A 20,278-nucleotide genomic window follows, 5' to 3' on the forward strand; every position below is an offset into this window, starting at 1 on the left:
ACTGTGCGAAACTAAGTTTCATAATTTAAAACTATTTAAGCAGATATCGATCGGATTGTAAACTTTTAATTGAAAATTTGAGAATAAAATGATAAAAAAACTACCAACCAATGCTTCTGTATTAGCTCGTACTACGGATCTGCTAGAACAAAGTAAGACTAATAAAGATCGACAATTTGTTACCGCTTTGGGTCGCGGTTTGGCTGTGTTAGCGGCTTTTGAAAATGACGAAGCACTCAGCCATCAGCAGTTGTCTCAGATGAGCGGACTACCCAAGGCAACGGTTACCCGCCTTATTTATACTTTGACCACGCTTGGGTTTTTGCGTACGACGCCGCACGGTCAATATCAGCTCGGGAGCAGTGCGGTACGCCTGAGTGCATCGGCATGGAGTCGGCATGATATGGTGGCGATCGCTGAACCTTTGTTGCGCCAGTTCGCCATTGACCATGAAGTATCGGTCAATCTAGCGATAGAGGTTGAGGGTGAGATGCGTTATTTGGCTTGTCATCGTAGCCCTGCGCGCCTATCAGTCAATCTACAAGTTGGCTCAGCTGTGCCCATTGAGAAAACCGCTATCGGGCGTGCTTTTTATGCGACAAGCACACCTAATCGTCAAAACGCTATCAAGACCGGCCTACAAGAACAGTTATCTCTAGAAGAATATAAGCAAGTACAAAACATGCTCACAGATGCGACCAGATTCTATGAGACAAATGGCTATACTCTATCAGACGGTGAATTTTCTCCCGATATCTTAGCCGTAGCGGTTGGAGTATTCGACATCACAACGGGGCATTACGGTTATTCATTAAATGCTAGCGTACCAAGAGCGAACTGGGAAGCTGATAAATATGCCGAGATGATTGTGCCTAAGTTGCAAGAGCTGGCTGAGCGGATTGGCGCCAGCTAAAGATACGCCATCAAAAACCCGAACAGTAGCATGACTTAATTTTTATTCAGTCATGCTATTATAATCATAAGATATATACGATAGTTGTAGTGATAGATTACGTCCTGCTTATCTATTCACTGCCGCGTTTTCATAGTTATAGCTGAGCCTTGTCATGCCCCAATCTCGTACTAACCTAAATGCTGAACCCAAAACGGACTCCACCTACCTTTCAGGCTTACTGCTACGCTATAGTACCTTAGCTGCAGCCGCCTTGCTGTTTTTGGCAGGCTTACTACTGACCAATTGGTGGCTCATTCTCATTGGTGGTGCATTAGTCGCTGTCGGGGTCTACGATCTTATTCAATCCAAGCATGCGATATTGAACAACTACCCTATCGCAGGTCACATCCGCTATGTGCTTGAGGACTTTCGTCCTGAAATTCGCCAGTATTTATTAGAAGATGACAAGGAACAAGTACCGTTTTCGCGTCAGCAGCGCGCACTCGTCTATCAACGCGCTAAAAACGTCAGCGATACCAATGCCTTTGGTACTTTAGATGATCTGTATCATCATGGCAAAGAGTGGTTTTTGCAATCGGCAATCAGTCATCCTTTAGATAACCATGACTTTCGCATTACCGTTGGCGGAGCACGTTGCAAGCAGTCACATGATATGTCGGTGTTTAATATCTCAGCGATGAGCTTTGGTAGTCTGTCTGCCAACGCGATCATGGCACTCAATCAAGGCGCTAAGATGGGCGGCTTTACCCACGACACTGGCGAGGGCGCAATCAGTCCTTATCATCGCAAGTTCGGCGGCGATCTCATTTGGGAGCTGGGTACAGGCTACTTTGGTTGCCGTCATAACGATGGCAGCTTCGATGCCGCATCCTTCGCCGAAAAAGCAATCGAGCCGCAAGTTAAAATGATTGAGATTAAACTCTCACAAGGCGCCAAACCTGGTAAGGGCGGCGTGTTGCCTAGCGAGAAAATTACTCAAGAGATTGCAGATACTCGGCAAGTGCCTATGGGTCAAGACTGCGTGTCGCCTTCCTCGCATAGTGCTTTTAGTACACCGCTTGAGCTGGTTGCGTTTTGGCAGCAGCTGCGTGAATTGTCAGGCGGTAAACCCGTCGGATTCAAACTATGTATCGGGCAACCATGGCAGTTCATGGCAATCGTCAAAGCCATGATAGCAACTGACAACTATCCTGATTTTATTGTCGTTGATGGCGCAGAAGGTGGTACGGGAGCCGCGCCCGTTGAGTTTATGGATAATGTTGGCATGCCGCTGATTGATGGGTTTTTGCTCGTACACAACACCTTAGTCGGCGCAGGTATCCGTGACAAGATCAAGCTTGGCGTTAGCGGCAAAATTGTCTCAGGTTTTGATATTGCACGCCTGCTAGCCCTAGGCGCAGATTGGTGCAATTCAGCACGGGGCTTTATGTTCGCGGTTGGCTGTATTCAGTCGCGCTCTTGTCATACCAATACCTGTCCAACTGGCGTGGCAACCCAAGACCCTTATCGCCAGAAGGCGCTTGATGTGCCAAGTAAAGCTGAGCGTGTGGCAAGCTTTCATAAGAACACCCTCAAGTCTCTTGCTAGCATCGTAGGCGCAGTAGGACTTGAGCATCCTAGTCAATTAAAGCCCTATCATATCGCACGTCGTTTAGATGATGGGCAAATTAAGCTATTATCTAAGTTCTATTACTTTACAGATGAGGGCGCGCTCCTTGATCAGACAGCACGTGCTGACGTGTTTAACCAGATGTGGGTAATGGCTGATGCTCATACCTTTTTGCCCGATAACGATGCTCTAATCGCTTACAATAAAGACTCACGAGATAAAGGTAAAAAGACTCGCAAATACGGTATAGAGTCGGTTGAGGACATTACAGAAGACATTAATGAGAACCTAAAATAAGTCAACTATGCGTTCTACTTCTATTACAGCAAACATTACGGTTTTTTTGGCAATAACCATTAGTGCTTGCCAACCTGTAACATCAGACGACAAAAATTTATCGAGTAAGGACTGGTCATGCGTAGTCCAAGACAGCCCTTTTAGTTATAGTGCATGCCACATTGATATGCAGGTACTTGCTGGTGACGACTATGATCTACAACTGTTTTGGCAAGACAATAATAAGCAGACATTTTTGACTTTTGATACTCTTGTCGCAAGTCTACCCTCCGAGCAAACTTTGGCTTTTGCGATGAACGCGGGTATGTATAATCAAGAGTATGCGCCTATCGGTTATACGATTATAGAGGGTCAAGAGATTCGCGCGCTTAACTTAAATGAAGGCGGTGGCAATTTCCATCTGCTACCCAATGGCGTTATGTGGTGGGATAAGACAGGTGTGGTACACATTACTGAAAGTAATGCTCTAGCAGCGCTTATCGATAGGGATGCGATAAGCGTTCAGTACGCGACGCAATCGGGGCCTATGCTCGTCATCGATGGTGACATTCATCCAGCGTTTAATGAAAATAGCACTTCGCTGAAGTTTCGTAACGGTGTAGGCGTTTGTGATAATGGCAGTATACAGTTTGTGAACAGTGATGAGCCTGTGAACTTTTATACTTTTGCTTCATTATTCAAGGACGATTTAAACTGTTCTAATGCGCTATTTTTAGATGGCGGCATCGCCTCCGCGCTTTATGCACCAGATATCGATAAACATGATAAAAAAGAGATGGGCGTAATAGTTGGGGTGGTTCAAAATAAATAGTGCTTTAAACCCTTTAGGGTCTGTTGAACATTCAAATATTAGGACTGCTGATCGCTAAAATCGCATCAAACTTTTTATCAAATCAGGCGTAAACCGACGATAATGTCGAGACCTTAGCTAGGTTTACAACAACGTTTGGGGTGATTTTAGCATCAGCCTTTCAGGGCAGGGCTATTTTTTGCCAATACATGGCAAAATTGTCTAACCTAGAATGACTAGGCGTCAAAAATTTCACTGCGTATTGTCTAAAAAATAGCCACCGCCAGTTCCACATTTGAATGTTCAACAGACCCTAGTTTAAAGCACTACAATAACACCTACGTCTCGACAGATTTTTTGAATGACTAAATAGCTAGCGCGCCAAATACCCAGTCATATCTTCAACGCCATGCAAGGTCATTGGGTACATCTTGTTGTCAAATACCTTTTTTATCTCATTAATGGTTTGCGTATAGTGCCAGTAGGCAGGGTTCTCAGGATTGAGCCAAGCGACTTTATCGAAATGATCGAGCACTCTTTTGAGCCACACCACCCCAGCCTCATTGTTCATATACTCAACGCTACCACCGACTGTCATTAGCTCGTACGGCGACATGGATGCATCCCCAACGAAGATCACCCGATACTCGCGTCCATACTTATTAAGCAGCTCATAAGTGGGCATACGCACGCTATGACGGCGATTATTGTCTTGCCAGACATAGTCGTACAAACAGTTGTGAAAGTAAAAAAATTCTAAGGTTTTGAATTCATTTTTTGCCGCAGAAAACAACTTCTCTAAAGCATCGACATGAATATCCATGCTACCGCCAATATCGAATAGCATCAGCACTTTGACACGGTTACGGCGTTCAGCCTGCATATGAATATCGAGCACACCTTTTTTGGCAGTACGCTTGATGGTCTCACGAATGTCGAGCTCATCTTCGCTACCCGTACGCGCAAACTGACGTAGATTACGTAGTGCCATCTGTATTTGACGCGTCCCAAGCAGATTATCATCATCAAGATTACGATACTTACGTTGTTCCCATACTTTAGCAGCGCTACGCTTACGCGACTCCCCGCCAACGCGCACGCCTTCTGGATGATCCCCATAAGCGCCAAATGGGGAGGTGCCGCCAGTACCGACCCATTTACTACCGCCTTGATGACGCTCTTTTTGCTCGTTGAGACGCTCCTCAAGCGCTTTCATTAGCTCCTCAAGCGAGCCATACTTTTTTAGTAGCTGCCTCTGCTCTTCGGTGAGGTTCTTTGGGTCAAGTTTAAGATCCAACCACTCCTCTGGCACATCCATGAGTTTGTTCATCAGCTCATCGATATCAAGGCTATCAATGCCTTCGAAATAATCTGCCATCGCCCGATCAAATTTGTCAAAATGACGCTCGTCTTTGACCATGCACAGTCTGATAAGCCGATACATATCCTCACGACTAGCAAATGCGGGCTGCTCTGCGTCCTCATCCTCTGAGGATAAAGCATGCTGCATCATCAGGCCTTGATCAAGCGCTGCATTCAGATCTAGCAGCTCTCGCGTACTGACAGGAACGCCATAAGTACGTAAAGTATAAAATAATTTTATAAACATAAAATACCTATCTGACGGGTTTTAGCGACGCATCATATTAGCAAAGCGCTGCAATAGCGTGACATCAGCTTCGTTTTTGAGCAGTGCGCCATACAGTGGTGGAATAGACTTCTCACCGCGTAAGTTCTCCTCTAACTCCTCTTGTGCCATATCATCAGCGAGCAGTAAGGTTAGCCAATCTACCAGCTCTGACGTTGAAGGTGGTTTTTTGAGACCCTGAATGTTACGTAGCTTGTAAAAGATATCGAGCGCATCGTTGACCAGTTTTTCTTGAATATCAGGAAAATGTACGTCAATGATTTGACGCATAGTCTGCTCTTCGGGGAAGTCAATATAATGAAAGAAACAACGACGCAAAAATGCATCAGGCAGCTCTTTTTCATTATTGGAGGTAATGATAATGACCGGACGCTGAGTGGCAGTAATGGTCTCGCCTGTCTCATAGACGTAAAAGGACATTTTATCTAATTCATGCAATAAGTCATTGGGAAACTCGATATCAGCTTTATCGACTTCATCGATCAATAAAACGCAGCGCTCCTCACTGGTGAACGCCTCCCACAATTTGCCAGGCTTAATATAATTGCCAATATCATAAACTTTATCATCGCCCAGTTGTGAATCACGTAAGCGAGATACTGCGTCATACTCGTATAATCCCTGCTCCGCTTTGGTCGTTGATTTAATATGCCATGTGATGAGCGGCATACCTAGGCTTTGGGCAACTTCTTCTGCTAATAAGGTTTTGCCCGTACCTGGCTCGCCTTTGATCAGTAGCGGTTTTTGTAATGTCATTGATGCATTGACCGCCAGTTGCAAGTCGTCGGTTGCGATATAGCTATCGGTTCCGGTAAATCGTCTTTTGGCTGGACTGTCTGTTGTAGCGGAATTATCAGTACTCATAATTAGATCTCTATCGTGGCTATTAGGCTTAGAAAAAAGCTACTGGGCTTAAAAAAGGAATGGTTTAGAGTAGCACAGCCGCATATAATGCCAAAACACTCATGCGTTTTTTATTGCGTCTCAATAAAGATACACTCATAAAAAAAGACACTTAAAAGTGTCTTTATATTAGGTCGACTATCTACTACTTAAGTACGTTCTATTTCTTATTCGTAGGATTATCCAATTCAACAGGGGCCTTGGCGCGTTTGGCCTTGTCTATGACTCTTTGCGCGGCCGACTCTTCACTATAAAACCCTTTTCTTGGTTTTTTAGGTTCGGTTTCGACAGCGGGCGTAGGCGATACTTTGTCCTCAGTCTTATGCAGATTGATATTCTCTACGCTGCTGGGGTTTTGATTGTCTTTAGCTAAGTAATTATCCATTGCTAGCTGACCTGTCGTTAGTTGCATCGTCGCTTGAGTATCCTCAGCCGTGCGTGCGCGCGCTTTGGCGAGACTTGACTCAAATGCGCCGCGAATAAGTTGCCACACAAATCCGATGAACAAACCCACAACGAGAACGACCAATATAGGCAATGCACTACTAATCGCAGCAGCCGTATCTTTAATCATGAGCGCATAGACGACGCCGATACTCGCTGGTGCCAGCTGACCTGGATCACTCAAAGCAGTTCCTGGTGCTAACAATACAGCAAAGAGTATCATCCAACTCATACCGCCTAGGGGACGCGGTAGCATACGGGCAACAAGTAACCATAATAGTAGTACGATAACCGTGCCACCGATATAGGCATACATCGGAAGATCAGCAGGGGGTACGCCTTTGACTGCCTGACTCCACCATATAACGATCTCGCCGAGGATATCGCTTAGAGTATCTAGAGGTAGCAGCTGTAAAATGTTTTTTAACCAGTCCATACGTGTCTTATATACCTGCGTTATCAGTCAAGCACTGCCAAAACATAATGTCTAACATTCAAACATACGTGCAATAGAGTGCTAGTTTATCATGACTTTATGGCCAAGTGCATATCGCCGCTTAGGTATTAGTCGTACTTGTTGTCTTGCGCATCTTTGGCACGCATTTCAGCTTGACGCCGCATGATATCTTGCGGCGGCATTTGCACATAATAGCCTTGAGATTCTAGTTTGGCGAGTACCTCGTCTTTGTCCACACGAGCCAGCTTAGATTGACTATCCAAATCTAGATGCATGACGAACTTGCTTACCCCCAATGTTGCCCGAAAGTCTTTGGGTAATACACCAAGCCAGTCCTTTAGCTCATCAGTATCATCAGGAAAACCTGGACGGGCGATATAGACATACATATCGTTGTGTTTTGGAAATTTATAAATATCGCAATGCATAAAATTAACCTATAAAAGTATTGAGCGTTTAAATAGTGACTGTTCAAAATTTAGTTCGTTGTAGATTAGCATAATTTAAGCGGGCATCATTAGCGGCTTTGCGTTTGGGTATGGTAAATCACCCTAGTACTTGTGCCAAAATATGGTAAGGGCACCAATCACAATTTTTATCTCTACAAATGCCGCTTTTGACTTGTAAAAAGATAGTGAACCTTTCATAATAAAGGCGTTATTCAGGAGAGAGTTTCAAATACGTTCGTTTTAGCAATGACGATTTGAGACCACCGAAGGCGCATCTACCCTGCCAATCGCTCAGGTACAAGGGACTGAATAACCCATGCCTCGTTGTTTTGACTAAATTATGCTTGATGCGTAATCTTCAAACCCTTTAGGCATAACAAATCTGGAGAGTGGTAAGTATAATACATTATTATCCTTACCCACCGAAGGGGAGAAAATACGCTACTGTTTGCCTACATTATAGGTATTATTTAGATAGGTGTTGTTTAGCTTTATATCCACAGCCAAATGGACATAGCTGGCGTATTGAAAATCTCAGGTCACAGGACAGATAGGGCTTTTGCTAAATGAGCGCACGCGCTTGTCTGGTTTGTGCTTTATTTATTGTGCCGCCCTTTTGTGCTACCTTTAAAGTTCAGTTTGCGCCGTGTAAACTAACCTCCCATTACTGTTAAACGCTATTTTTTCGTAATTATTTACGACTGGCGTCAACACAAGGATTTGTTATGACCGACACTTACAATGCTCAGAGCACTCAAGAGCCAGAGCGCACCCCCCTTTATCAATCTCATGTCGATAGCGACGGCAAACTGGTGGACTTTTCAGGTTGGGAGCTGCCTATTCATTACGGCTCACAGATTGAAGAGCACGATGCGGTACGCACTGATGCAGGTATGTTCGATGTATCGCATATGGTAATTGTCGATGTTAAGGGAAGCGACAGCAAAGCTTGGCTACAAAAGCTACTGGCAAACGATGTCGCCAAATTAAAAACAGTCGGCAAAGCCCTGTACTCGCCTATGCTCAACGAGGATGGCGGTGTTATAGATGATTTGATCGTCTATCTGATGACAGAAGATGAAAGCGAATACCGTATCGTCTCTAACGCTGCCACGCGCGATAAAGACATCGCACAGTTTCATAAAGTTGCCGATAGCTTTGATGTCGCCATTACCGAACGCCCAGAGTTGGCTATGCTCGCCGTCCAAGGTCCTAATGCAGTCGCCAAATTGGCTCAGGCAAAGCCAAGCTGGAGCGAGACACTCGCAGGACTCAAGCCCTTCGTTGGTGCTGATCTGAGCGATATCGAGGGCACGGATTGGTTCGTGGCTCGCACAGGATATACAGGCGAGGATGGGGTCGAAGTCATTATGCATGGCGAGGATGCGCCCGCGTTCTTTGAGTTATTAAAGAGCAGTGGTATAAAACCCGCTGGCCTTGGTGCGCGTGATACTCTGCGCATGGAAGCAGGCATGAATCTATATGGTCACGATATGGACGAAACGATCAGTCCTTACGAGAGCAATATGGGCTGGACATTAGCGCTAAAAGACGAGCGCGACTTTGTTGGTCGCACCGCGATGGTCAATAAACGCAAGCAGTCCAAAGACGACAACAGCGCTATGAAACAAGTAGGGTTGCTACTCACCACGCGCGGTGTATTGCGAGAAGGCATGAGCGTGACAATCAATCAAGGCATGGATAATGCGCAAACTGGCGTTATCACCAGTGGTACTTTTTCTCCTAGTCTCAAACACTCGATTGCTATCGCTCGCATCCCTGCCAGCGTCACTGACGATGACACCGTACAAGTAGATCTACGCGGTAAAGGCAAACTCGTTGATGTCCGCGTCCTCAAACTACCTTTTGTCCGTAACGGTAAACAACAATTTGATTAAAAAGCTGACTGGTAGATTTTATCTTCCGCTTGGTTTTGGTTTGTATACGCTTTAAAATCTAATATTTGAGCCATCTTTTTATTATCTAGGAGAGAGACCATGAGTAACGTTCCAGCAGAATTAAAGTACATCGCAAGTCATGAGTGGCTACGTTTAGAGGACGACGGTACGATTACTGTCGGCATCACTGATCACGCGCAAGATTTATTGGGAGATGTGGTGTTTGTAGAATTGCCAGAAGTTGGCGATACTATTACCGTTGATGACGAGATCTCAGTGGTTGAATCAGTCAAGGCGGCCTCTGATGTGTACGCGCCATTATCGGGTGAGATCGTCGCTATCAATGAAGCGCTAGAAGATGACCCAGAAATCATCAACTCAGATCCCTATGGTGATGGTTGGTTCTTTCGAATCAAGCCTGACAATATGGACGACTATGAAGCATTGATGACTGCTGATGAGTACGAAAACGAGCTGTAAGTCGTTTTACGCTATTTACTTACGAAACTTAAAACTATCGGTCAAAAACACAGATATTGATATCGATCAGTATCTGTGAAAACTTGAGTATTGTATCTACTACTCTTATTTTAACTTAGCATCCTTTAAACTCAAATTATTTCAGATTAGTGTTATTTATCAGCATCTTCTATTTTCTAACTTTGACCTTGTTTAGTAGCTAAACTATCTAATAGCTAAATTATCAAACTCTAGCCGTCACTCCTTTATCGCCGCAGTATGGACCTTTATATGACTACTGAGAACGACAACGCAAAAAACACCCTAGCTACACCTACTCACACGCCTCAGTTACAAGCGTTTCGTAATGTGGTGGAGTCACGCCGCTCAGTACGCCGCTTTACTGATACGCCAATCTCTGATGAGGTGATGGCAGATTGTCTGCATCTTGCGATGCTAGCTCCAAATTCTAGCAATCTACAGCCGTGGGAATTTTATGTCATCGACAGCGAAAAGAAACGCAAAAAAGCGATTAAGAACTGTATGGGCCAAAATGCAGCAAAAACTTCAGCACGCCTGATCGCTGTCGTCGCGCGTACCGATATCTGGCAAGATCATTCAAAGCAAATACTGAACGAGTATCCTGATAAGCCTGTACCCAAGAAAGTCAAAGACTACTACACCAAAGTCGTTGCCTTAGACTTTTTGCGTGGTCCTGCCAACGTGATATCCGCTGCCAAATGGAGCGCGACCCAAATCGTCAGACAAGTCAAAGGACCGATCAAATCGCCTTACTATACTTTTGATGATGTCAAAAACTGGGCGACGAACAATACCGCACTTGGTGCTCAAAACCTGATGTTAGCACTACGTGCACATGGGTTTGATAGTTGCGCGATGGGTGGATTCGATGAGCCTGCGATGAAACGACTACTGGGTCTTACTGATGACCATCACGTTGTGATGATGATTGGTGCAGGTGAGCGCGCTGACAATGGTATTTACAGCGCTCAGTTTCGTTTCGATGATGCGCAATTCGTGCATTACGTATAGCGATCTGACCTGTTTGTACACCCTTTTATATACTCCTCTTCACCCTCTTTGCCCCAAGCTTAATTAAGGACTGTCATGACGATCTCTCAACAACCGACATTCGATACTTTTAAAGGTTTATTTAACGAAGCTGAATTTGTCTATCGCCATCTAGGCTCTAATGGTACCAAACAAGCTGATTTGCTTAGTGCTATTGGTTATAGCGATTTGGATACTTTCGTTGACGATACTGTCCCTGCGCCAGTACGTCTAAACAAAGAGCTAGATCTACCTGTGGCGATGAGTGAACATGCAGCACTCGCCAAATTGCGCGCGATGGCAGATAACATTACCGTCAATAAAAGCTATATTGGGCAAGGTTACTCGCCTGTGCGCATGCCCGCGGTCATTCAACGTAACGTGCTTGAGAACCCGGGCTGGTATACCGCTTATACGCCTTACCAAGCAGAGATCGCTCAAGGTCGCTTAGAGGCTTTGCTTAATTTTCAACAAGTTTGTATTGACCTGACGGGTCTTGAGCTCGCCGGTGCTTCGTTGTTGGATGAAGCGACTGCGGCAGCCGAAGCAATGGCGATGTCTAAGCGCATGAGCAAAAGCAAATCGACGCAGTTCTTCGTTGACGCGCGTATCTATCCGCAGACCTTGGATGTCATTCGTACCCGTGCCAAATACTTTGGTTGGGACGTGATCGTTGGCGATTTTGAACTTGCTAAGTCTGGAGATTATTTTGGTGCGATATTTCAATACGTCGGTGCTCAAGGCGATGTCAAAGACTTGACCGACGTCATCAGCGCAGTCAAAGAAAAGAAAACGTATACTTCAGTCGTCAGCGACATTATGAGTTTGGTACTGCTAAAGTCTCCTGCGGATATGGGCGCAGACATTGCGCTAGGTAGTACGCAGCGCTTTGGTATTCCAATGGGCTTTGGTGGTCCACACGCCGCTTACTTTGCATTCTCTGACAAAGCCAAACGCTCGGCACCTGGTCGTATCATTGGCGTCTCAAAGGACGCTCAAGGTAATACCGCTCTACGTATGGCACTACAAACTCGCGAGCAGCATATCCGCCGCGAAAAAGCCAACTCAAATATCTGTACCTCACAAGTTTTGCTTGCCAACCTAGCTGGCATGTACGCCGTCTATCATGGTCCAACGGGTATCAAACGTATTGCCACTCGTATTCATGCCTTTGCCACCGCTTTCGCTGATGTTATTAGAAATGGTAGCGACAGCGACAATACATTGAATGTTGTACACGAGCAGTTCTTTGATACCGTCGTTGTCGATTGCGGCTCCCAAAAAATGGCAACGCAAATCTTTGAAAATGCGGACAACGTCGGCTATAACTTATGGCGTCATGGTGATACCAATATTGGCGTGGCCTTTAGTGAAACCAGTGATGCTGAAGACTTTGGCGCATTAACGCAACTGTTCGTCAGTAAGTCTCATGATTTACCCCAAAATGCGACGATATCTCTTGATGGCGCGCATCTGCGTACCGATGATATTCTGACGCATCCCGTCTTTAATTCGCACCACACTGAGCATGAGATGCTGCGTTATTTAAAGTCGCTTGAGGACAAAGATCTGGCGATGAACCGCAGTATGATCTCACTTGGCAGCTGTACCATGAAGCTTAATGCTACTAGTGAGATGCTCCCGATTACTTGGCCTGAATTTGCTAACGTGCATCCTTTTGCGCCGCGTGATCAAGTCGGCGGTTATATCGAGATGATCGACAGCTTACAAGAGCAGCTCAAAGCCATTACAGGCTTCGATGACATCTCTATGCAGCCGAACTCGGGTGCCTCTGGTGAATACGCAGGTCTGCTTGCTATTCGCCGCTATCATGAGTCTCTAGGCGAGATGGACCGTGATATCTGCCTGATTCCGATGTCAGCGCATGGGACTAACCCCGCGACTGCTATTATGATGGGTATGCAAGTGGTTGTAGTAAAAACAGACGATAATGGCAACATTGACATTGATGACCTAAAAGCGAAATGTGAAGAACACAGCACAAATCTGGGTGCACTGATGATCACTTACCCATCGACTCATGGTGTGTTTGAAGAAGGCATCCGCGACATCTGTAGCCTGATTCACAAGCATGGCGGTCAAGTCTACATGGACGGCGCCAACATGAACGCTCAGGTCGGTATCATGCAACCTGCTGACGTTGGTGCTGATGTGTTGCACATGAACTTGCATAAGACCTTTTGTATTCCGCACGGTGGCGGTGGTCCAGGTATGGGCCCTATCGGTATGCAAGCGCATTTGGCACCATTTAAAGCCAACCATGTGCTCAGCCCTGTACACAATGCACCAAATGACTGCTCAGCCGTATCAGCTGCGCCATATGGTTCTGCGAGTATCTTACCGATCTCATGGATGTATATTGCGATGATGGGCCGTGACGGTCTGCTTGAAGCCACTAAGCTGGCGCTCCTCAATGCCAACTACGTCGCTGACAGCTTAAAAGGTCACTACCCTGTACTATATACTGGCAAAAACGGCCGGGTTGCGCACGAATGTATCATCGATATTCGCCCACTAAAAGAAGAGACGGGCATCACTGAGAGCGATATTGCCAAGCGCTTGATGGACTATGGTTTTCACTCACCGACGATGAGTTTCCCAGTATCTGGTACGCTCATGATCGAGCCGACTGAGTCTGAGTCAAAAGAGGAGCTAGATCGCTTCATTGATGCACTCAAATCTATCAAAGCGGAAGCAATGAAAGTCAAAGCAGGCGATGAGGGTTGGACTTCAGAGAACAATCCACTGGTGAACGCGCCGCATACTGCCGCGATGGTTATCGATGGTGAGTGGTCATATCCGTATAGTCGTGAAATCGCAGCCTTCCCATTACCTTATGTGCGTGCCAATAAGTTTTGGCCAAGTGTCGCCCGTGTCGATGACGTCTATGGCGACAAAAACTTGATGTGCTCATGCCCTAGTATCGAAAACTACTTGTAATTTTCAATATAGTAAATAGCATCGAAAACTATTCGTAGTTTTTGACATAATGAACAAAACTCTAATTTAACAAAATCCAAGTAGGTCAGGTCAAAGATCTAGCCTACCTAGATTTACAAAAAATCTCGGTCTCGATAGGCTTGTACGGCTAATATATTGTCTCGCGCCAATCAGATTAATACCCTTAAGGAATTTAAATATGATCCTCGAACTTAACGTCAAACTACATTATAAGCTCCCTGCGCCGATGGATCTTTTACTTCAGATCGAAGCCGCCGATCTTGTGGATCAGCGGGTGCGTTCGACAGAGATTTGGACATCAGACGTTGCACATTTTTCACGAGTCGCCGCCGATGATGGCATAGGAGAGCGGATCTGGATCCGCGCCGAAGGGGATTTTAGCTGTACTTATACCGCAGAGATTGCCATTGACCGTCCTGTCTTAGACATATCGAAATTAAATCAAACGCCTTTTCATTTTTTACCCGGAGAGACGATTAGGTATTTGATGCCATCTCGCTTTTGCCCGTCAGACCAGTTCCATGATTTCGTCAATGCCGAGTTTGGCGATTTTACTGGCGGCGCACGGATTGCCGCAATGCGCGATTGGATCGAGTCGACGTTTAGCTATGTGCCCGGGTCGAGCCACGCACAAACTACTGCGCTTGACACCTTAGTTCAACGTCAGGGCGTATGTCGCGACTTTGCGCATGTTCTTGTGACACTAGCGCGCGCGTCCTCAATACCAGCTAGGTTCGTAAGCGTTTATGCGCCGGATGTAACGCCACAGGACTTTCATGCCGTGGTCGAGGTCTATCTCGAGGGGAGCTGGCACCTCATTGATCCGACCGGTATGGCAGAGGCCGACACAATGGCCCGCATCGGTGTTGGAGCCGATGCGTCCAGCGTCGCGTTCTTAGCTGGGTTCGGATCTATGGAACTCGTCAACCAATCAGTATCTGTGACCAGACAAGCTTAGGGTTCTGACCCTAGGCATGCGCTTAAGACAATGACCGCCGTCGTAACAGGCGGCGGTAGTGGTTTTGGTGGTCGCATCGCTGCTAAACAAGTTACTAAGTTCATTCCGTAGATCAAGGTTTTTGTTCAACGGATCAAAGACACAGTAGGCATGCCAGTTGCGTGTCCAATAATAAGCAAGACCAAGATCTGCTACAAATGAGTAACGGCGTCGGTGTTATTGTCTCAAGACAGATGCTTTTCCTCATATACAATAAAAACTTTACTAAAACGTCTCAGGTAGCTGCCTTCTTAGGACTGATCCCTAAGCAAGGACAATCAGGTACGTTTAAGGGTAGAGCCCACTTAGCTAAGAATAGCTCACATTATGAATCAAGTTATAAGGATTATTATTAGAAATAACTACAAAGCGCTATAATAGATTCAGCGAATTATTCGGACAATCAAATGCCCATTAGCAATCTCGTTATTCTCATTCACGGTCTGCATCAAGTACCGTTTGTTATGCGACCATTAGCGAAGCGTCTTCGAGCTAAAGGTTATAATACGCATCGATTTGGCTACCGCAGTATGCGTGACAATATCAAAACCAATAGCACGCGCTTAAATAAATGGTTAGAGAAGAATCACAATCCTAATCAACCTATAGATTTTGTCGGGCATAGTTTGGGCGGCCTGATTATTCGCGACTTTATCGCACACTATCCGCAGTGGCAAATCGGGCGCTGCGTCACTTTGGGAACCCCGCACAATGGCAGCGTCAGTGGCGATTATATTTGGCGACTACTACCTGCTATAGTCGGTCAATCATATGAGAAGGCTTTGGACGGGACGGTTGCACCGTTGCCAGAAGGCATTGAACTTGGCGTTATTGCTGGTAATAAAGCACAAGGTTTGGGTCAGCCGATTTTAAGCTACCATAATCGTAGATTACGTAAAGCTAATAGTGTACTAGCTAATAAAGATTTGGCTCATGATGGAACCGTTTATGTGACAGAGACTCGGCTTGCCAGCGCTACCGATCATATTATTCTACCTGTGACTCATACGGGTATGCTGGTTAATAAAGATGTCTCGGTGCAAGCTATTTGGTTTTTAGAACATGGGGAGTTTGAGCATACATAGAGTTACCGAACCCCCATACCCTGTTGTAATTCGACTTTGTGTTCCTCAATGACGGGTATTAAAGTCTGCGTCACCCACTCGTTGCGCCACCCTTGCAACCCCTCTGGCATCTCAGCTAAGTCTTTATCATAAGCGATGACTTCATAAAGTTGACTAAGCCACTTTTTGCGCATCAGCACATTTGCAGACACGCCGATGCTTTCAGCTTGCTGGTCTATCGCATTTTGGACGGCCTTGGAGAGCACTTTATTCTTTGAGCGATATGGCGGCGCTAAAAGCGCAGGTTGTTCGGCAGCAGGAAGCGCTTTTGCCTCTTTAATAATAGTGAGTAGCTCCTCACCATATAGACGTAGCATACTGCGGTGCATCGTCGTCTTGTGTGCCAGCTCACGCATGGTATTAGGCTTTTCAGTGATGAGTTCACGTACGGCCTGTTTTTTTATGACAAAGGTGCGCGGCTGATTGGTCGACCGTGCCAGCTGCTCACGCCAAGTGGCGACCGCTTGTAAGATTGCCATCTGCTGCGAGTTATAACGGTAATCTGCCATGGTCAGGTACATCGCATCGTCTTCTACGTGCTGCGTCTCGTATAGCTCCGAGGCGTAGAGCTGACAATCTGCCCAGACATAATCGTATAAACCTGTTGATTTGAGCGCGTGCTCTATACTCAGGTATAGCGCCGGCAGAAATCGTACGTCATCGATAGCATACTGCTCTTGCTCATCTGTCAGCGGACGCTGTAGCCAATCAGATTGGCTTTGTTCTTTATCAATGTGCATATCGAGCTGCTCATCCAATGCCTGCTGATAGCCCATTTGTAATTGTCCCGTCAGATAAGACAGTGCAATTTGAGTATCAAATACATTGGTCAATGGCGGGCACCCAGATAGTAAGTAGAAAATACCTAAGTCTTCACCGCAGGCATGCCAAATAGCGACATCTACCTCGGTCAGCGCCTGCCAGAACTCACCGAGTTGCAATTGAGGCGCATCCAGCAAGTAGATATGCTCACCCACATTGAGCTGTACCAGTGCCAGACGCGGATAGTAAGTGTCACGCTTAATAAACTCGGTATCTAGTGCCACACGCCCGCAGGTTTTTAGTGCATCAATGACTTCCTCTAACTGATACTGCTCACGTACCCAAGTAATCGCAGCCTCATCTGCGCTATCTAACAGAGCATCAATATCTGGCTCTTCTGGTATCGAGTCCTGTGAACTAACCGCTACAGGGTTATCAGCATCTGGCATCAAAAAACTATCTTGAGCGTTCATATCAGTTTGAGCGTTGGGCACGGGCAAATACCTGCATAATAAAAAATCGCTAGTATCTAGCGATTCGTAGTTGGGATATATTAATAAACAAAGATTTATAGTAGCAGAGACTGATAAATTAAAGTACTCATATATTGCCGCAAATGATTCAATCTATAGGTCTATAACGAGCTAAAATTGCTATGTACTACAAAAAAGAGCGGTTTTGCAGCGCTTGACCCAAAGTCATACTATCGAGGTATTCAAGCTCGCCGCCCATAGGGACGCCTTGTGCTAGGCGCGTGACTTTTTTGACATGGCGCATGACCGCTTCGCTAATAAAGTGCGCTGTGGTTTGCCCTTCTACGGTCGTGCCTGTCGCGAGTATCACCTCATCAAAAGGCTCTTGTTTAACCCGCCAAACCAGCTGATCAATATTGAGGTCATCCGCACTAATACCATCAATCGGAGATAAATGTCCGCCTAATACAAAATATAGACCGCGATAGCCTGCCGTTTGCTCAATGGCCATCACATCAGCGGCAGTTTCAACCACACATAGAGTGGTCTCATCACGCCTAGGGTCTTGGCATAAGGGACAGACGTTATCATCACTGAAGCTATGACAACGCTGACATTCAACGATATCGCGCATTGCCTCATCAAGCGCTTGGGCGAGCGCCATACCTTGAGGGCGCTTTTTGGTCAATAAATGCAGCGCCATACGCTGGGCACTCTTTTGCCCTACACCTGGCAAAATACGTAGCTGTTTGACGAGCTGATCAAATTTAGCAGTAAGCAAATTGTCATCCTTTCGCTATTAACAATGAATACTAAATGATAGGTATAAAAATGGGGTCGTATCGTCGTGATAACAACCCCATGTTTTGACTGCTAGCGTCAACATCTCTGAGCATCTTTGCAGTGGTACTTGAATGTCAAAGTTTAGAACATGCCTTGCATACCAGGGGGTAGACCCATACCAGAGGTCGCACCTGTCATCGTTTCTTCGTACAATTCATCGGCCTGACGAACCGCGTCGTTAACAGCAGCCGCGATCAAATCTTCGATCAGATCAGGCTCATCCTCTAGCAAGCTTGGATCGATGCTGATACGTTTGACCACGTGGCGACCAGTCATCGTTACTTTGACCAGACCACTGCCCGCTTCCGCTTGTACTTCTTTATTAGCCAGCTCTTTTTTGGCGTTCTCAACGTTAGCTTCGACTTTCTTTTGCATCGTTTGTGCTTGTTGCATGAGCGCTTGAATATTCATAATGTCCTCTGTGTTTTGATAAATGATTAACAATAGTGATAAGCGATTATACCGCTATCTTTATAAACTGTCTAAACCGCGTGCCAAATCTTTTATAATATCCTCAGCGTCTTCAAGTCCTACCGATAGACGTATCAATCCATCTTTGACCCCAGCTTCAGCGCGATCTTTAGGCGATAAGCGAAAGTGCGTGGTCGTCGCAGGATGGGTAATCGTCGTTTTAGCGTCGCCAAGATTATTGGTAATTGAGATCATTGCTGTCGAATCTATAACGTGCCAAGCCGCTGCTTTTGCATTGTGCAACTTAGACGGCTCGACCTCAAAGCCCATGATAGCACCATAACCGTCTTTCATATGATGCTGGCGAGTCGCTAGTTCATGGGCAGGATGATCAGGCAATCCTGAAAAATGCACCGTGCTCACCTTAGGATGATTCACCAAAAACTGAACGACTTGATTGGCGTTTTGGCAATGCGCTTGCATGCGTAATTTGAGGGTCTCAAGTCCCTTAGTAAATACCCAAGCATTAAATGGGCTCATACTGATGCCGCCTGAACGTACCACGGTAAATGCCTCTTGCATGAGCTTATCACTACCTACGAGCGCGCCGCCCAATACCCGGCCTTGACCGTCTAGATATTTGGTCGCTGAGTGAATCACCACATCTGCGCCCAAGTCTAATGGACGCTGAATGGCAGGAGAAGCAAAGCAGTTATCAACGACTAGTAGAATATCATTAGCGCAGCACAGCTCACTCAAATAACCGATATCACAAATTTGCGCCAAAGGATTGCTTGGGCTTTCGCAATAAATCACCTTAGTATTCGGCTGTACTGCCTTGGCCCAAGCATCGTTATCGAAGCAATCTACATAGCTGACCTCAACCCCAAACTTGGCAACATAATTGTTAAACAGTCCAATGGATGAGCCAAATAATTGATTGGCAGCGAGCAGATGGTCGCCTTGTTTAAGATAGGCTAGGCACATGGTCAAGATTGCGCCCATACCAGAGGCGGTCGCTACTGCGCGCTCGCCGTTCTCCAATGCCGCCAAGCGGCGCTCAAAGGTGCGTACGCTCGGATTGGTATGGCGTGAGTAGACATTGCCAGTCTTGGTACCATTAAAGTGGGCAGCGGCGTCTTCTGCTGACGCATAGACATAGGAGCTGGTGGTATAGATAGGTTCTGAGTGCTCGCCTTCATCGCTGCGGTGTTGTCCTGCGCGCACAGCCATCGTTTGCATACCGTAGCCGGCGTCCAGATCTAGCGCATCAGAGCGCCAATTTGGATCTAGACCGCTATTCACATCGCTTGCGCTGTCGTTGTCTGTATCAATACTATTTATCTCAATATTAGGTTTTTGCAACTCACTCATAACGCTTTTTTCCGTGGTTCTGTTTTAGGGCATGGTTCGGGTTCGAGGGTAAATGTCTATAACGTCATTTTAACTGACCGCTATCATAACATGTCACTTTATATCAAACATCGGCGTTGATAGACATTCTTATGCGTTAATTTTAGTAAACTACAAGCAATAGGGAATAGGTTTGAGCACGATCATTACCAATCAAAAAATCGCTTGATACTTAAATCACAACAAAATTAATATTTTTTAGATAGGCAGTACTGAACGTAGCTGATAAAATTAGCGCCGATTTAGAGCCTGATAAAAGCGCCAAACTAAAAAGCGTCGTTGCACACTATTACTCTGCTTGTCTTAATCAATGTTATCATCTCAAGATGTCT

General features: G+C 45.8%; 18 protein-coding genes and 2 riboswitches. Of the genes, 10 read left to right on the plus strand and 8 right to left on the minus strand.

Annotated features, from left to right (window positions below):
- The first annotated feature begins 88 nt into the window (after positions 1-88).
- The 3 genes from ACR64G_RS08125 (at position 89) to ACR64G_RS08135 (ending at position 3,633) form a co-directional block, all read left to right on the plus strand.
- Positions 89-913: an IclR family transcriptional regulator gene (locus ACR64G_RS08125; RefSeq protein ID WP_435978802.1), complete on the plus strand. Its 825-nt coding sequence runs from the start codon at positions 89-91 to the stop codon at positions 911-913.
- Positions 914-1,067: 154 nt separating this feature from the next.
- Positions 1,068-2,822, plus strand: coding sequence for an FMN-binding glutamate synthase family protein (locus tag ACR64G_RS08130; protein ID WP_435978803.1), 1,755 nt, complete (start codon positions 1,068-1,070; stop codon positions 2,820-2,822).
- A gap of 7 nt (positions 2,823-2,829) precedes the next feature.
- Entirely contained in the window at positions 2,830-3,633 is an 804-nt protein-coding gene (locus ACR64G_RS08135) for a phosphodiester glycosidase family protein (RefSeq protein ID WP_435978804.1), read from the plus strand.
- A gap of 352 nt (positions 3,634-3,985) precedes the next feature.
- Here ACR64G_RS08135 and ACR64G_RS08140 read toward each other — a convergent pair whose 3' ends face one another.
- From ACR64G_RS08140 to ACR64G_RS08155, 4 genes are all read right to left on the minus strand, one after another.
- Entirely contained in the window at positions 3,986-5,221 is a 1,236-nt protein-coding gene (locus tag ACR64G_RS08140; protein ID WP_435978805.1) for a vWA domain-containing protein, read from the minus strand.
- A gap of 21 nt (positions 5,222-5,242) precedes the next feature.
- Entirely contained in the window at positions 5,243-6,124 is an 882-nt protein-coding gene (locus ACR64G_RS08145; RefSeq protein WP_435978806.1) for an AAA family ATPase, read from the minus strand.
- A 199-nt stretch (positions 6,125-6,323) separates the two neighbouring features.
- On the minus strand, positions 6,324-7,043 hold the full coding sequence (locus ACR64G_RS08150) for a hypothetical protein (protein WP_435978807.1): 720 nt from the start codon (positions 7,041-7,043) through the stop codon (positions 6,324-6,326).
- A 128-nt stretch (positions 7,044-7,171) separates the two neighbouring features.
- Positions 7,172-7,492: a YcgL domain-containing protein gene (locus ACR64G_RS08155; protein ID WP_435978808.1), complete on the minus strand. Its 321-nt coding sequence runs from the start codon at positions 7,490-7,492 to the stop codon at positions 7,172-7,174.
- A gap of 224 nt (positions 7,493-7,716) precedes the next feature.
- Positions 7,717-7,831, plus strand: a riboswitch (glycine riboswitch).
- A 54-nt stretch (positions 7,832-7,885) separates the two neighbouring features.
- A riboswitch (glycine riboswitch) is annotated at positions 7,886-8,073 on the plus strand.
- 165 nt (positions 8,074-8,238) lie between these two features.
- Here ACR64G_RS08155 and gcvT point away from each other — a divergent pair.
- The 7 genes from gcvT to ACR64G_RS08190 all read left to right on the plus strand — a co-directional run bounded on the left by gcvT (position 8,239) and on the right by ACR64G_RS08190 (position 16,005).
- On the plus strand, positions 8,239-9,411 hold the full coding sequence (gene gcvT, locus ACR64G_RS08160) for a glycine cleavage system aminomethyltransferase GcvT (RefSeq protein ID WP_435978809.1): 1,173 nt from the start codon (positions 8,239-8,241) through the stop codon (positions 9,409-9,411).
- Between the two features lie 99 nt (positions 9,412-9,510).
- Positions 9,511-9,891: a glycine cleavage system protein GcvH gene (gene gcvH, locus ACR64G_RS08165; RefSeq protein WP_435978810.1), complete on the plus strand. Its 381-nt coding sequence runs from the start codon at positions 9,511-9,513 to the stop codon at positions 9,889-9,891.
- 270 nt (positions 9,892-10,161) lie between these two features.
- Positions 10,162-10,923, plus strand: a complete 762-nt coding sequence (locus ACR64G_RS08170; RefSeq protein ID WP_435978811.1) for a nitroreductase family protein — start codon at positions 10,162-10,164, stop codon at positions 10,921-10,923.
- A gap of 75 nt (positions 10,924-10,998) precedes the next feature.
- Complete coding sequence (gene gcvP, locus ACR64G_RS08175; RefSeq protein ID WP_435978812.1) at positions 10,999-13,902, plus strand: aminomethyl-transferring glycine dehydrogenase; 2,904 nt, start codon at positions 10,999-11,001, stop codon at positions 13,900-13,902.
- A 199-nt stretch (positions 13,903-14,101) separates the two neighbouring features.
- Complete coding sequence (locus ACR64G_RS08180; RefSeq protein WP_435978813.1) at positions 14,102-14,881, plus strand: transglutaminase-like domain-containing protein; 780 nt, start codon at positions 14,102-14,104, stop codon at positions 14,879-14,881.
- A 233-nt stretch (positions 14,882-15,114) separates the two neighbouring features.
- The gene (locus ACR64G_RS08185) at positions 15,115-15,276 is read left to right on the plus strand and encodes a transposase (RefSeq protein ID WP_435980688.1); all 162 of its coding nucleotides are present in this window, start codon (positions 15,115-15,117) and stop codon (positions 15,274-15,276) included.
- Between the two features lie 51 nt (positions 15,277-15,327).
- On the plus strand, positions 15,328-16,005 hold the full coding sequence (locus ACR64G_RS08190; protein ID WP_435978814.1) for a lipase family alpha/beta hydrolase: 678 nt from the start codon (positions 15,328-15,330) through the stop codon (positions 16,003-16,005).
- Between the two features lie 2 nt (positions 16,006-16,007).
- On the opposite strand, the gene ACR64G_RS08195 is transcribed toward ACR64G_RS08190, so the two are convergent.
- The 4 genes from ACR64G_RS08195 to ACR64G_RS08210 all read right to left on the minus strand — a co-directional run bounded on the left by ACR64G_RS08195 (position 16,008) and on the right by ACR64G_RS08210 (position 19,775).
- Positions 16,008-17,300 (minus strand): ribonuclease D, encoded by a 1,293-nt coding sequence (locus ACR64G_RS08195; RefSeq protein WP_435978815.1) that lies wholly within the window; start codon positions 17,298-17,300, stop codon positions 16,008-16,010.
- A 166-nt stretch (positions 17,301-17,466) separates the two neighbouring features.
- The gene (gene recR / locus ACR64G_RS08200) at positions 17,467-18,060 is read right to left on the minus strand and encodes a recombination mediator RecR (protein WP_435978816.1); all 594 of its coding nucleotides are present in this window, start codon (positions 18,058-18,060) and stop codon (positions 17,467-17,469) included.
- A 143-nt stretch (positions 18,061-18,203) separates the two neighbouring features.
- Entirely contained in the window at positions 18,204-18,533 is a 330-nt protein-coding gene (locus tag ACR64G_RS08205; RefSeq protein ID WP_435978817.1) for a YbaB/EbfC family nucleoid-associated protein, read from the minus strand.
- A gap of 60 nt (positions 18,534-18,593) precedes the next feature.
- A complete protein-coding gene (locus ACR64G_RS08210) occupies positions 18,594-19,775 on the minus strand; it encodes an O-succinylhomoserine sulfhydrylase (protein WP_435980689.1) in 1,182 nt (393 codons plus the stop codon).
- Positions 19,776-20,278 lie beyond the last annotated feature (503 nt).

Source organism: Psychrobacter sp. DM4, from assembly GCF_051307035.1.
In the GTDB taxonomy this organism is placed as follows: Bacteria; Pseudomonadota; Gammaproteobacteria; order Pseudomonadales; family Moraxellaceae; genus Psychrobacter.